The 13,662-nt window shown below is 64.9% G+C and carries 13 protein-coding genes; 8 read left to right on the forward strand and 5 right to left on the reverse strand.

Features of this window, described 5'->3' with window-relative positions:
- Window positions 1–60: 60 nt before the first annotated feature.
- The 3 genes from ABX298_RS00105 to ABX298_RS00115 all read right to left on the reverse strand — a co-directional run bounded on the left by ABX298_RS00105 (window position 61) and on the right by ABX298_RS00115 (window position 2,863).
- The gene (locus ABX298_RS00105) at window positions 61–876 is read right to left on the reverse strand and encodes a sugar phosphate isomerase/epimerase family protein (RefSeq protein ID WP_367393896.1); all 816 of its coding nucleotides are present in this window, start codon (window positions 874–876) and stop codon (window positions 61–63) included.
- A gap of 17 nt (window positions 877–893) precedes the next feature.
- A complete protein-coding gene (locus ABX298_RS00110) occupies window positions 894–1,946 on the reverse strand; it encodes a Gfo/Idh/MocA family protein (RefSeq protein WP_085663307.1) in 1,053 nt (350 codons plus the stop codon).
- A 140-nt stretch (window positions 1,947–2,086) separates the two neighbouring features.
- A complete protein-coding gene (locus ABX298_RS00115; protein ID WP_367393897.1) occupies window positions 2,087–2,863 on the reverse strand; it encodes an IclR family transcriptional regulator in 777 nt (258 codons plus the stop codon).
- Between the two features lie 194 nt (window positions 2,864–3,057).
- Between ABX298_RS00115 and ABX298_RS00120 the strand changes: the two genes are divergently transcribed.
- Entirely contained in the window at window positions 3,058–4,770 is a 1,713-nt protein-coding gene (locus ABX298_RS00120) for an FAD-dependent oxidoreductase (RefSeq protein ID WP_367393910.1), read from the forward strand.
- Between the two features lie 118 nt (window positions 4,771–4,888).
- On the opposite strand, the gene ABX298_RS00125 is transcribed toward ABX298_RS00120, so the two are convergent.
- Window positions 4,889–5,773 (reverse strand): LysR family transcriptional regulator, encoded by an 885-nt coding sequence (locus ABX298_RS00125; protein ID WP_367393898.1) that lies wholly within the window; start codon window positions 5,771–5,773, stop codon window positions 4,889–4,891.
- A gap of 145 nt (window positions 5,774–5,918) precedes the next feature.
- Between ABX298_RS00125 and ABX298_RS00130 the strand changes: the two genes are divergently transcribed.
- Together ABX298_RS00130 and ABX298_RS00135 are read left to right on the forward strand one after the other, a co-directional pair.
- On the forward strand, window positions 5,919–6,938 hold the full coding sequence (locus tag ABX298_RS00130; protein ID WP_367393911.1) for an alpha/beta hydrolase: 1,020 nt from the start codon (window positions 5,919–5,921) through the stop codon (window positions 6,936–6,938).
- Between the two features lie 54 nt (window positions 6,939–6,992).
- The gene (locus tag ABX298_RS00135; RefSeq protein ID WP_075045595.1) at window positions 6,993–7,715 is read left to right on the forward strand and encodes a pirin family protein; all 723 of its coding nucleotides are present in this window, start codon (window positions 6,993–6,995) and stop codon (window positions 7,713–7,715) included.
- Window positions 7,716–7,841: 126 nt separating this feature from the next.
- Here the strand turns inward: ABX298_RS00135 and ABX298_RS00140 are convergent, their stop codons facing one another.
- Window positions 7,842–8,135, reverse strand: a complete 294-nt coding sequence (locus ABX298_RS00140; RefSeq protein WP_025339641.1) for a DUF1330 domain-containing protein — start codon at window positions 8,133–8,135, stop codon at window positions 7,842–7,844.
- Between the two features lie 78 nt (window positions 8,136–8,213).
- Here ABX298_RS00140 and ribBA point away from each other — a divergent pair, with 78 nt between their 5' ends.
- The 5 genes from ribBA to ABX298_RS00165 all read left to right on the forward strand — a co-directional run bounded on the left by ribBA (window position 8,214) and on the right by ABX298_RS00165 (window position 13,627).
- On the forward strand, window positions 8,214–9,335 hold the full coding sequence (gene ribBA, locus ABX298_RS00145; RefSeq protein WP_085706298.1) for a bifunctional 3,4-dihydroxy-2-butanone-4-phosphate synthase/GTP cyclohydrolase II: 1,122 nt from the start codon (window positions 8,214–8,216) through the stop codon (window positions 9,333–9,335).
- 368 nt (window positions 9,336–9,703) lie between these two features.
- Window positions 9,704–10,729 carry an ABC transporter substrate-binding protein gene (locus ABX298_RS00150; RefSeq protein WP_025339643.1) on the forward strand — a complete coding sequence of 342 codons (1,026 nt, stop codon included), beginning with the start codon at window positions 9,704–9,706 and terminating at the stop codon, window positions 10,727–10,729.
- Complete coding sequence (locus ABX298_RS00155; RefSeq protein ID WP_015270844.1) at window positions 10,726–11,643, forward strand: ABC transporter permease; 918 nt, start codon at window positions 10,726–10,728, stop codon at window positions 11,641–11,643. The genes ABX298_RS00150 and ABX298_RS00155 overlap by 4 nt, the downstream gene beginning before the upstream one ends.
- Before the next feature lie 6 nt (window positions 11,644–11,649).
- Window positions 11,650–12,459, forward strand: a complete 810-nt coding sequence (locus ABX298_RS00160; RefSeq protein ID WP_015270845.1) for an ABC transporter permease — start codon at window positions 11,650–11,652, stop codon at window positions 12,457–12,459.
- Between the two features lie 19 nt (window positions 12,460–12,478).
- On the forward strand, window positions 12,479–13,627 hold the full coding sequence (locus ABX298_RS00165) for an ABC transporter ATP-binding protein (protein ID WP_075045597.1): 1,149 nt from the start codon (window positions 12,479–12,481) through the stop codon (window positions 13,625–13,627).
- Window positions 13,628–13,662 lie beyond the last annotated feature (35 nt).

Genomic DNA, 13,662 nt, shown 5'->3' on the forward strand with positions numbered 1-13,662 from the left:
GGGAGCTGGCTTGCCGGCGAACACGGGCGATAGCCCGTGCCATGCGCCGCGTACTATCAATCAGACTCTGGCCAGCACTGCCATGGCCTTCTCCAGCGCCATGCGCGCACGCTGTTCGCCGCTTATGCCCTGTTCCAGCAACTGCCGCGTGGGGATCTCCAGGCTCAACGGCACACTTGGCGGCAAGCCGCGCAGCAGGCCGACCAGATCGGCATCGCCCTCGCCCGGGAAGCGCCGCTCGTTGCGTGCCTGGCGCAGGATCTCGTCCATGTCGGCCGGCACCGGGCCGGCAACGTCGCACAGCTGGGCATAACGCATGCGCTGCGGCGCCAGTTGTGCCACATCGTCCAGCGAAGAGCCGGAGCGGTTGAAGTGGAAGGCATCCACCAACACACAGCCATTGGCGCGGTCAGCATTGGCCACCACCCGCATGGCCTGGCGCAGGTCACGCACATCAGTCCAAGGCATGAACTCCAGATGCGGATGAATGCCATACCCCGCCGCCAGGTCACACAACGCAGCAAAGCGCTCGGTCAGCCGCGCTTCATCCGGGTCGTTGCCAGCCACCAGCAGCTCCGTGCCGCCCAGCTCGGCGCCCACCGCCAGGATCGGCTCGAAATCGGCTACACAGGTTTCCGGCTTCAGCCTCAGGATCTCGAGGTCGAGCACCTTGATGCCCGTGTCGCGCAGGCGCGCCTGGGTCTGCCGGCGCAGGTCGGCGTCGGCCACCAGCGGGAAATGCTGTTCCTGCTCGGTGGCGGGCACCAGGCGCAGGCCAACGTGGCTGTAACCGGCGCGGGCTGCTGCCTCGACCATGTCCGGCGGGGACAGCTCGAGTACCGTCAGGGCCGCCAGGGAGAAAATTCGTTCAGTCATTATCGTCACCAGACAAGTCAAGCAATGTGCTCGGGCGCACAGGCCCGGCCAGTTTCCGCGGCCTGGCGGATCGCCTCGATCAGCGCCAGGGTACGGCCACCATCGGCGGCATCGATCAGCGGCGCCTGCTCACCCCGGGCAACCCGCACGAAGTGTTGCAACTGCAAGGTCAATGCCTCGCCGGCGGGGATGCTTTCCTCGCTCTGCAACAACGGCGTGTGCCAGCCCGACCCGACCTCGGCGTAGTGCCAGCGCTTAAGTTGCGGAATGCTCAGCGCCCCCTGGGTGCCGGCCAGCAGGTAGCACGGCTGGCCATCCTGGCGCGGGTAGACCGGGCTTTCGCCGGAGTCCAGCTCCCAACTCCATGGCGCGGCCACCGCGTCGGAGCCAGTCAGGCTGCCCAATGCGCCATTGGCGAACTGCAGCAGCACCGCGGCGCTGTCTTCGTTGGCAAAACCGCGCACATCGTTGCGGGTGAATGCCTGCACCTGCACCACCTCGCCGCACAGGTGGCGCAGCAGGTCGAGGTCATGGATCAGGTTGGTCAGCAAGAAGCCAGCGCCCGGCTCGCGGCGCCAGGGGGTTTCGAAATAGCTGTCGGGCTTTTGCAATTGCCACAGTGCGGTGACGTTGATCAGCCGGCCCAGCTTGCCGTCGGCAATCACCTGGTGAGCCTTGGCGATCAGCGGGTTGTGCCGGCGGTGATGGCCGACCAGCACAGGCACATTGTGGCGGCGCGAGGCTTCCACCAGCGCGCGGACTTCATCCAGGTGCACGCCCACCGGTTTTTCGACCAGCACCGGTACACCGGCCTCGACGCAGTCCAGGGCGGTGGCGACATGCAGGTTGTTCGGGTTGGCGACGATCACTGCCTCGGGGCGCGCGTGCTCCAGCATCTGGCGGTGGTCGGCAAAACAGGGCACGCCACATTCGGCAGCAAAGGCCTCGGCCTGCGGGCCCGGGTCGGCCACAGCGCATAGCTGGGCCTGCGGCACATTTAGCAAATGCTGGTAATGCTGGCGGCCCATGCTGCCGGCGCCGATCAAGGCAATACGAAGGGGTGCGTTCAACAGCCTGTCCTCTTGTCATTGTTGTCATGCAGATTTCGGAATCTGATTCCACAATCCACATTGAACAATTTAGAACCAGGTTCAGCTTTTCAGAAGAAGCCGCAGAACAGAGTGTGCGGTAATCGACCGGAAATGCACCTTCAGGCGAACAACTCACTGGCCAGGCTGGCCGCCGACAGTTCCTCTGCCGCCGCCAGCAACAGCGGCGCCAGTTCTGCCAGGCGGCTTTGCGCCAGGCGCGCACTGGGCCCGGCGATGCTCAGCACACCGATCACCTCGTCACTTTGCGGGCGGCGCACCACCGCAGCCAGGGCCGAGGTGCCAATGGCCGAGGTTTCCTCGACCCAGGCATAACCGCGCTCGCGGGCGCGGCGCAGGTAGGTGAGCAACTCGTCGGTGGAACGCGGCGCATTCGGGCCGAACTGCGCCGGGTCGGCAATGCCCTGGCGCAACACCATCTGCAGCGCCTGCTCATCGTCCAGGCTGGCCAGCCAGGCATGCCCGGACGCGGTATAGAACAGCGGTGCGTCGCGGCCCATGTCCGGGTCGTAGCGCAGCCCGGAACGGGCGCCCTGGGACTTGGCGATCCAGGTCTGGCGGGCACCGTCGATCACGCCAAGGCGCACCAGTTCGCCGCTGTCCTGGGCCAGGCGGTCGAGAATCGGCTGAATGATGTCGGCACCGCTGCTGGCCAGGTAACGGAAGCCCAGCGCCACCAGCTTGGCCGACAGCTGGTAGCGGCTATTGTCCCGGTTCTGCCGCACATAGCCCAGCCGCACCAGCTCGGTGAGCATGCGATGGGTGGCGCTCTTGGGGATGTCCAGGCGCTCGGCCAGGGTTTGCAACGGCAGCCCCTGCGGTTCACCGGTAAGGCTTTCTACAAGACTGAAGGCGCGTTCGATCTGACTACCAGCCATGACACAGGTCCCTGAAATTTTTGCGAATTCTAGAAGATGATTCCATACCGCCGATAGCCGCTGCAGCCAAGGCGGCACGAACTGTCCGGTTATCGCCCATTACTTGCCTGGCAGGGCCGCCACACCCTTGCGGGCCGATTCGCTGCCAATAAGAATATGGAACCTTGTTCCAATAACAATACAGGAATCCCGCAATGCCTTCCGCTCCCTACGAAACCGAATGCGATGTACTGGTCATAGGTTCTGGTGCCGCCGGGCTGGCTGCGGCCGTGACGGCTGCGTGGCATGGGCAGAAGGTGATCGTGGTGGAGAAGGAGCCAGTGTTCGGCGGCGCCACCGCCTGGTCCGGCGGCTGGGCCTGGGTGCCGCGCAACCCGCTGGCACGCCGGGCCGGTATCGAGGAAGACATCGAGCAGCCGCGTACCTACCTGCGCAATGAACTGGGGGCGTATTACAACGCCGAACGCGTCGACGCCTTCCTCGAAGCCTGCCCGCACATGGTGGCGTTTTTCGAAAAGCACACGGCGCTGCAGTTTGCCGACGGCAACGGCATCCCCGACATGCATGGCGACACACCGGGCGCGGCCCAGGGCGGGCACCAGGTGATTGCCGCGCCCTATGACGCCCGCGAGGTCGGTGCGCTGCTACCACGCCTGCGCAAGACCATGCGCGAAACCTCGTTCATGGGCATGCCGATAATGGCGGGTGCCGACCTTGCCGCGTTCCTCAACATGACCCGCTCGTCCAAGGCCTTGCTGCACGTGTGCAAACGCTTTGGCCGCCACCTTTACCACCTCGCCCGGTATGGCCGAGCGATGCACCTGGTCAACGGCGTGGCGTTGGTGGCCCGCCTGGCCAGGTCGGCGCAGGACCTGGGCGTGCGCCTGCAGGAGTCGGCACCGGCCAAACGCCTGCTGGTCGAGGATGGCCAGGTGCGGGGGGCGCTGGTGGCTACACCGCAGGGCGAGCAACTGATCCGTGCCAAGGCCGTGGTGCTCGCGGCGGGTGGTTTCCCCAACGACAACGCCCGCCGTCGGCAACTGTTCCCGCGCGATGCCAGCGGCCACGACAACCTTGCCCTGCCCCCCAAGGGTTGTTCGGGCGACGGCCTGCGCCTGGGCGAATCGGCCGGCGGTGTGGTCGCCACCGACCTGAAGTCGCCGGTGGCCTGGGCGCCGGTTTCGCGAGTGCCGCACCGCGACGGCAGTGTCGGCCACTTCCCGCACATCATCGAACGCGGCAAACCGGGCATCATCGGCGTGCTGGCCGACGGCAAACGTTTCGTCAACGAAGCGCATGGCTACTACGACTATGTGTCAGCGATGATCGCGGCGGTGCCGCAGGGCGAAGAGGTGTGTTCGTGGCTGGTTTGCGACCACCGCTTCCTGCGCCGCTACGGCCTGGGCCATGCCCGCCCGGCGCCACTGCCTGTGTGGCCGCACGTGCGCAGCGGCTATCTCAAGCGGGGTGTCACCCTCGAGCAGCTGGCCGAGGCCTGCGGCATCGACCCGGTAGGGCTGCGCGCCACGGTCAGCGATTTCAACAACCATGCCCGCAACGGCCAGGACCCGGCGTTCGGCCGTGGCTCCACACCGTTCAACCGCAAGCAGGGTGACCCGCAGCACAAGGGGCCAAACCCTTGCGTGGCGCCCATCGAGCAGGGGCCGTTCTATGCGGTGAAGGTGCAGCCCGGCTGCTTTGGCACCTTTGCCGGGCTGCGCACCGACGGCAATGCCCGGGTGCTGGATGAGGCTGGGGAGCCGATTGCTGGCCTGTATGCGGCGGGTACCGACATGGCCAGCGTGTTTGGCGGTTGGTATCCGTCGGGTGGCATCAACCTGGGGCCGGCGTTGACCTTTGGCTATGTGGCCGGGCGGCATATTGCCGGGGCGCAGGGGTATGAGTGAGGTGAGATCAGGCCGGCGGTTTTGCAGCGCCTGTGAGACCGGGCGGCGCTTCGCGGCAGGGAATGCCGGGCTCGATGCGGAACTTTACCCGCAAAGAAGCCCACTCTAATACCGAAGGTCAGAGCTGCTCCAACCGCTCGCGCAGGAAGTTCACAAAACCCTGCACCGGCCGCGCCACCTGTCGGTGCTGCGGGTACACCGCCGACAGCTGCAGCGCCGGCGGCCGCCACTCATCCAGCACCGTCACCAGCCGCCCATCCGCCAGTGCCCGGCCCACGATGAAGGTTGGCAGGTAAGTCACCCCCATCCCGGCAATCGCCGCATCCCTTAGCAGCTCGCCATTGTTCGCCCGCATCCGCCCGGCTACCTGGATCGCCTGTGTCTTGACGCCCTGGCTGAACTGCCACTGCACCTGCCGCGAATGCCCATATGGCAGACAATCATGCCCAGCCAACTGCTCCGGCCTGGCCGGCACGCCCCGCGCTTCCAGGTACGCCGGGCTCGCGCAATACACCCGCTCGACACTGGCAATGCGCCGCGCAATCAGGCTGGAGTCCTCCAGCGCACCAATCCGTAGCGCCAGGTCATAGCCCTCGCCGATCAGGTCAACGGCGCGGTCGCTCAAATCCACTTCCACATCCACCTGCGGGTGCAACTGCAGAAACTCGGTCAGCAGGCAGCCCAGGTGCGCCATGGCGAACGACAGCGGCGCACTCAGGCGCAAGGTGCCACGCAAGGCCTGAGCCTGGCCGCTGATGTCGTGCTCCACCTGCTGCACTTCGCCGAGCAGGCGCAGCGCCGACTGGTAGTAGTGCTGGCCCAGCGGCGTGGCGTCCAGGCGCCGGGTGGAGCGATTGAGCAGGCGCACGCCCAGGCGCTCCTCCAGCTGCATCAGGCGCCGGCTGACCGATTGCTTGGACATCCCCAGGCGGTCGGCGGCCGCAGTGAAACTGCCAGCCTCCATGACCTGGGCAAAGATGCGCATGTCTTCGTAAGGGTTCATTGTCTCGCTCTTGGTGACAGTCAAACGCTTTATAGCGGCTTTTTCCCATCAGCGCATCTCCCTAATCTACGCACAAGTCGCAGCGATGGCCCTGAAGGCCAGGCAAGACGCCCATTACCAACATTCAACAGAAAAGGATTCGCTCATGAACATTGTCCACAAAACCCTTACCGCTTCCCTTCTGGCCCTGTCCGTTTCCAACGCCTTCGCCGCTGGCAGCCCGGGTATCGAACAGCACACCCAGGCCTTCCTCGAAGCCCTGGAACAAGGCGGCGGCAAGCCACTGGAGCAACTCAGCCCGAAAGACGCCCGCGCGGTGCTGACCGGTGCCCAGGCCTCGGTCAAGGTCGATCTCTCGGGTATCGAGGTGAAGGAACGCACCATCCAGGCCAACGGCGAGTCGATCAAACTGCAAGTGGTTCGCCCGGCCAACGTGAAGGGTGACCTGCCGGTGTTCATGTTTTTCCACGGTGGCGGCTGGGTGCTCGGCGATTTCCCGACCCACCAGCGGCTGATCCGCGACCTGGTGGTTGGCTCTGGCGCAGTGGCGGTCTACGTCGACTACACCCCATCGCCGGAAGCGCACTACCCGACCGCGATCAACCAGGCCTACGCCGCCACCCGCTGGGTGGCCGAGCATGGCAAGGAAATCGGCGTGGACGGCAAGCGCCTGGCCGTGGCCGGCAACAGCGTCGGCGGCAACATGGCGGCAGTAGTGGCCTTGAAAGCCAAAGAGGCCGGCACCCCGGCCCTGCGTTTCCAGCTGCTGCTGTGGCCGGTGACCGATGCCAGCTTCGAAACTGCGTCGTACAAGCAGTTTGCCGAGGGGCATTTCCTGACCACCGGGATGATGAAATGGTTCTGGGACAACTACACCACCGACGCCAAGGCACGGGAACAGATCTACGCCTCGCCGCTGCGGGCCAGCAGTGAACAGCTCAAGGGCCTGCCGCCGGCATTGGTGCAGACGGCCGAGTTCGACGTGCTGCGCGATGAAGGTGAGGCGTATGCCCGCAAGCTGAATGCTGCCGGGGTGACCGTTACCTCGGTGCGGTACAACGGCATGATCCATGACTACGGGCTGCTCAACCCGCTGCATCAGGTGCCGGCCGTGCAAGCGGCCATGCGCCAGGCCGCCGGCGAGCTGAAAGTGCACCTGCAGTAACCTCATCCACCCATGCGGCAGGGCCTGGTGCCCTGCCGGTTCAGGAGACCCATCATGCTGACCATCCGTAACGCCAAAGATCGCGGCCTGGCCTTTCATGGCTGGCTGAAATCGTTCCACACCTTCTCCTTCGGCCACTACCGCAACCCGGACGAGCAAGGGTTCTCGGACCTGCTGGTGATCAACGACGACCGCGTCATCCCCGGCAAGGGCTTTGGGCAACACCCGCACCGCGACATGGAGATTTTCTCCTACGTGCTGGAAGGCGCGCTGGAGCACAAGGACACGCTGGGCACCGGCTCGGTGATCCGCCCGGGCGATGTGCAGCTGATGAGCGCTGGTCACGGCGTGGCCCACAGCGAGTTCAACCACAGCCAGGTGCAGCCGGTGCACTTCCTGCAGATCTGGATCGTACCGAACGTGCAAGGCGCAACGCCGCGTTACCAGCAACAGCATTTCAGTGCCGAGGAAAAGCGCGGCAAGCTGCGCCTGATCATCTCGCCGGATGGCGCCGAGGGGTCGTTGCAGGTACGGCAGAATGCGCGGGTGTATGCCGGCCTGTTCGACGGTGACGAGCGTGCCACCCTGACCTTGCCGGAAAACCGCCATGCCTATGTGCATGTGGCCCGGGGCAGCATCGAGCTCAATGGGCAAGTGCTGAATGAAGGGGATGGGGTGCGGGTGAGGCAGGAACAGGTGCTGGAACTGGGCAATGGGGTGGATGCCGAGGTGCTGGTGTTCGACCTGCGGCCGCATGAATTGCCTGGCATGCCTTGAGTTTCTGCGTCGACAGCAATGGCCCTATCGCCGGCAAGCCAGCTCCCACAGGTACTGCACAGGTTTCAGATACTGTGCAGTACCTGTGGGAGCTGGCTTGCCGGCGATAGGGCCATCAGCCATCACTCAGGGCTCGAACCCTTCGACGATGATCACCTCAGCCTTCGCCACCCCCTGGCGATGGCTGCAAGCCTCCTGGTACAGCTCGGACCGGTAACACGCCAGCGCCTGCTCGTACGAATCGAACTCGATCACCACGCTACGCTGAGGGGTAGGCCGCCCTTCCATCGCCTCGCTACGCCCGCCACGGGCCAGGAAACGGCCGCCGAATGCCTTGAAGGCAGCCGGGGCGCGCTGGGTGTACTGCTGGTATTGCTCGGGGTCGGTCACGTCCACATGGGCGATCCAATAGGCCTTCATGCGTTGCTCTCCTGTTACGGCGATATTTGTGTATGATGGTATACCATAATCATCACCCCACCACAGTGAGCGTGCAACATGGCTTTCAACACCATCGAAGAACTTCTCGAGGACTACCGGCAAGGCAAGATGGTCCTGCTGGTGGATGACGAGGACCGGGAAAACGAAGGCGACCTGCTGATCGCCGCCGAGCGTTGCGACGCCCAGGCCATCAACTTCATGGCCCGTGAAGCGCGCGGGTTGATCTGCCTGACCCTGACCGACGATCACTGCCAACGCTTGGGCCTGGAGCAGATGGTGCCGGCCAACGGCAGCGTGTTCAGCACCGCCTTCACCGTGTCGATCGAGGCGGCCACGGGCGTTACCACCGGTATTTCCGCTGCCGACCGGGCGCGTACCGTGGCGGCGGCCATGGCCCCCGACGCCCGCCCCGAAGACCTGGTGCAACCCGGACACATCTTCCCCCTGCGCGCCCGCGAAGGCGGGGTGCTGACGCGCGCAGGCCACACCGAAGCCGGCTGCGACCTCGCGCGCCTGGCCGGGTTCACCCCGGCGTCGGTGATCGTCGAAGTGCTCAATGACGACGGCACCATGGCCCGTCGCCCGGACCTGGAAGTGTTCGCTGCCCGGCATGGCATCAAGATCGGCACCATCGCCGACCTCATCCACTACCGCCTGAGTACCGAGCAGACCATCAAGCGCATCGGCGAACGCGAACTGCCGACCGTGCACGGCACCTTCCGCCTGGTCACCTACGAAGACCGCATCGAAGGTGGCGTACACATGGCCATGGTCATGGGCGATATCCGCCGCGAGCAGCCGACCCTGGTGCGGGTGCACGTGATCGACCCGCTGCGCGACCTGGTCGGCGCCGAATACGCCGGCCCTGCCAACTGGACGCTATGGGCGGCGCTGCAGAAAGTGGCCGAGGAAGGCGCCGGCGTGGTGGTGATCCTGGCCAACCATGAGTCCTCGCAGGCGCTGCTGGAGCGCGTGCCGCAGCTGACCCAGCCGGTGCGGCCTTACCAGCGTGGGCAATCGAAGGTGTACTCGGAGGTGGGTACAGGCGCGCAGATCCTGCAGGACCTGGGCGTGGGCAAGCTGCGCCACCTGGGCCCACCGCTGAAATATGCGGGGCTGGCGGGGTATGAGCTGGAGGTCGTGCAAAGCATCCCCTTCGAGCCCGGGATCGCAGGTTGATATACGGACCCTGTGGGAGCGGGCGAGCCCGCGAAGCAGACACCGCGGTGCATGGCACGGGCTTCGCCCGTGTTCGCGGGCTCGCCCGCTCCCACACAGACCGCGCAAGCTTTTAGACCCCTGTTCAAATCGATCTCCCTGATAAGCAATGTGCCCAAACCTAGGACGGAGTGATGGCCGGTAGCCTCATACCTCTTGCCAAAAGTTTGGAATACCATAATATGATATCCCGTAGACCTTGAATCTGCAGGCCGGCACCTACAATCAAAAACGGCCACAAGACACTTTGTTTTAGCTGCTCCCCGAACACTGTTGGCGGGCGCACCACAAGCCCCGCCTCGAATAACAAAAGCAACGAGGGCGTAACCATGCTGTTGAGCAAACGTGTAACCGCAGTGCTGTCCGCCAGCCTGCTGACCCTGGCATGTCAGGCCGCCCAGGCCGCCGACAGCCTGAACTTCGTCAGCTGGGGCGGTACCACCCAGGACGCCCAGAAAGAAGCGTGGGCCGCACCCTTCACCAAAGCCACCGATATCAAGGTCGTCCAGGACGGCCCTACCGACTACGGCAAGCTCAAGGCCATGGTCGAGAGCGGCAACGTGCAGTGGGACGTGGTCGACGTCGAGGCCGACTTTGCCCTGCGTGCCGCCAGCGAAGGCCTGCTCGAACCCCTCGATTTCACCCAGATCAAGCGCGACAAGATCGACCCGCGCTTCGTCTCCGACCATGGCGTCGGCTCGTTCTTCTTCTCCTTCGTGCTCGGCTACAACGAAGGCAAGCTCGGTGCCAACAAACCGGTGGACTGGACCGCACTGTTCGACACCAAGACCTACCCCGGCAAGCGTGCCCTGTACAAATGGCCCAGCCCAGGCGTACTGGAACTGGCCCTGCTGGCCGACGGCGTAGCCCCCGACAAGCTGTACCCGCTGGACCTGGACCGCGCCTTCAAGAAGCTCGACACCATCAAGAAAGACATCGTCTGGTGGGGCGGTGGCGCCCAGTCGCAGCAACTGCTGGCCTCGGGTGAAGCCTCGCTCGGCCAGTTCTGGAACGGCCGCGTCTATGCCCTGCAGCAAGACGGTGCACCGGTGGGCGTGAGCTGGAAGCAGAACCTGGTCATGGCCGACTTCCTGGTCATCCCCAAAGGTGCCAAGAACAAGGACGCGGCCATGAAGTTCCTGGCCAACGCCAGCAGTGCCGAAGGCCAGGCCGAGTTCGCCAACAAGACTGCCTACGCGCCGGTGAACGTCGACAGCGTGGCCAAGCTGGACAAAGACCTCGCGCAGAACCTTCCGACCGCCTACGCCCAGGACCAGGTCACCCTCGACTTCGCCTACTGGGCCAAGAACGGCCAGGCCATCGCAGCCCGCTGGAATGAGTGGTTGGTCAAATGAAAGTCGCCATCAACGCCCTGCATAACGCGCAAGGTGCCCCCACGGGCACCGGCGCCCCGGGAACGGCCCCCCGCCGCGTCAGCCTGAGCCAGCGCTGGAAAGGCAGCCGCAATTTGCTGCCGGCCCTGCTGTTCCTTGGCCTGTTCTTCTTTGCCCCGCTGGCCGGCCTGTTGCTGCGCGGGGTGCTGGAGCCAACGCCGGGCCTGGGCAACTACGAGCAGCTGTTTGCCAACTCGGCTTATGCGCGGGTACTGTTCAACACCTTCTCGGTGGCCGGCGTGGTCACCCTGATCAGCGTGCTGCTGGGCTTCCCGCTGGCCTGGGCAATTACCCTGGTGCCCAAGGGCTGGGGCCGCTGGTTGCTGAACATCGTGCTGCTGTCGATGTGGACCAGCCTGCTGGCGCGCACCTACTCGTGGCTGGTGCTGCTGCAGAGCTCGGGGGTGATCAACAAGGCGTTGATGGCCATGGGTATCATCGATGCCCCGCTGGAAATGGTGCACAACCTGACCGGCGTGGTGATCGGCATGAGCTACATCATGATCCCGTTCATCGTGCTGCCGCTGCAGGCGACCATGCACGCCATCGACCCGATGGTGCTGCAGGCCGGCTCGATCTGCGGCGCCAGCCCGTGGACCAATTTCTGGAAGGTGTTCCTGCCGCTGTGCCGCTCGGGGCTGTTCTCCGGGGCACTGATGGTATTCGTGATGTCGCTAGGTTACTACGTCACCCCGGCCCTGCTGGGTGGTGCGCAAAACATGATGCTGCCCGAATTCATCATCCAGCAGGTGCAGTCGTTCCTCAACTGGGGCCTGGCCAGCGCCGCCGCCGCACTGCTGGTGGTGATCACCCTGGTGCTCTTCTACCTGTACCTGAAGCTGCAGCCGGAATCCCCGGTTGGCAATGCGAGGTAAACCGCCATGCTCCTGTCTCCCAATGCCATGGGCCGCCCGCTGCGTACGGGCCTGTACCTGACCACCGGGGTCATCGCGGCCTTCCTGCTGCTGCCGGTGGTGTTCATCGTGTTGCTGTCGTTCGGCTCGTCGCAGTGGCTGGTGTTCCCGCCACCGGGCTGGACCTTCAAGTGGTACGGTCAGTTCTTCTCCAACCCGGAGTGGATGGACGCCGCGCTGGCCAGCCTGAAGGTGGCCGTGCTGACCACCATCGCCGCCGTGCTGCTCGGCCTGCCCACCGCGTTTGCCCTGGTGCGTGGCCGCTTCCCCGGCCGCGAGCTGCTGTACGGGCTGTTCACCATGCCGATGATCGTGCCGCTGGTGATCATTGCCGTGGCGGTGTACGCGCTGTTCCTCAAGCTCGGTTACACCGGCACGCTGTTCGCCTTCGTGGTCAGCCACGTGATCGTCGCCCTGCCCTTCACCATCATTTCGATCATCAACTCGCTGAAGCTGTTCGACCAGTCGATCGAGGATGCCGCGGTGATCTGCGGCGCCTCGCGCCTGCAGGCGATCTTCAAGGTGACCTTCCCGGCCATTCGCCCGGGGATGATCGCCGGCGGCCTGTTTGCCTTCCTGGTGTCGTGGGATGAAGTGGTGCTGAGCGTGATGATGGCCAGCCCCGACCTGCAGACCCTGCCGGTGAAGATGTGGACCACCCTGCGCCAGGACCTCAGCCCGGTCATCGCCGTGGCCTCGACCCTGCTGATCGGCCTGTCGCTGCTTGTCATGTTCATTGCCGCCGCCTTGCGCCGGCGCACCGAAGCCAACGCCTGAGCGCGCGGAGAAAACAACAATGAGTGCAGTGATCAAAGACAACGCGCACGGCAAGACCCTGGTCAGCCTGCGCGGCCTGAACAAGCACTACGGCGACTTCACCGCCGTGGACAACCTCGACCTGGAAATCCAGGACGGCGAGTTCCTGACCTTCCTCGGCTCCAGCGGCTCGGGCAAGTCCACCACCCTGTCGATGCTGGCCGGCTTCGAAACACCGAGCAGCGGCGAGATCCTGGTCGAGGGCCAGTCACTGGTCAACGTGCCGCCGCACAAGCGTGACATTGGCATGGTGTTCCAGCGCTATTCGCTGTTCCCGCACCTGAACGTGCGCGACAACATCGGCTTTCCGCTGGCCATTCGCAAGCTCGGCGCCAGCGAAACCAGCAAGCGCGTCGATGCCATGCTCAAGCTGGTGCAGCTGGAGAAGTTCGCCCACCGCAAGCCGTCGCAGATGTCCGGTGGCCAGCAGCAGCGCGTGGCGATTGCCCGGGCGCTGGTGTACGAACCGCGCATCCTGCTGATGGACGAACCGCTCGGCGCGCTGGACAAGAAACTGCGCGAAGACCTGCAGGATGAACTGCGCCAGTTGCACCGGCGCCTGGGCATCACCATCGTCTACGTCACCCACGACCAGGAAGAAGCCATGCGCCTGTCCCAGCGCATCGCCATCTTCAGCCATGGCAAGATCGTCGGCCTGGGCACCGGTTACGACCTGTACCAGAACCCGCCGAATGCCTTCGTCGCCTCGTTCCTGGGCAACTCCAACTTCCTGCGGATCAAGGCCAGCAGCAATGGCGCGGGCAGCTTCGAGGGACAGCCGGTAGCCATCCGCCTGACCCCGGGCCTGGCCGCCTCGCAGGACGCACTGATCATGGTGCGCCCGGAAAAGGCCCTGGCCCTGACCGCCGAACAGGCCGCGCGCGAGCCGCTGCCGGCGGGCTGGAACGAGGTCAGCGCCAAGGTTGGCGAAGTGCTGTTCCTGGGCGAGAGCCAGACCTGCCATGTGGTGACTGCGGGCGGTACCGAGCTGACGGTCAAGGCTTTGTCGGCGGCGGGCATGCCGATGCAGCCGGGGGATACTGTGAAGGTGCGCTGGGCGGTGGCGGATGCGTGCATCTATACCGAGTGGGCAGAAAGTGACCTGAGCAAGTCTGCCGGGGCGCATTGATACCGCTGGGGCCGCTTTGCGGCCCTTTCGCCGGC

Origin of the sequence: Pseudomonas sp. X4 (assembly GCF_040784925.1) — a bacterium.
In the GTDB taxonomy this organism is placed as follows: Bacteria; Pseudomonadota; Gammaproteobacteria; order Pseudomonadales; family Pseudomonadaceae; genus Aquipseudomonas; species Aquipseudomonas putida_Z.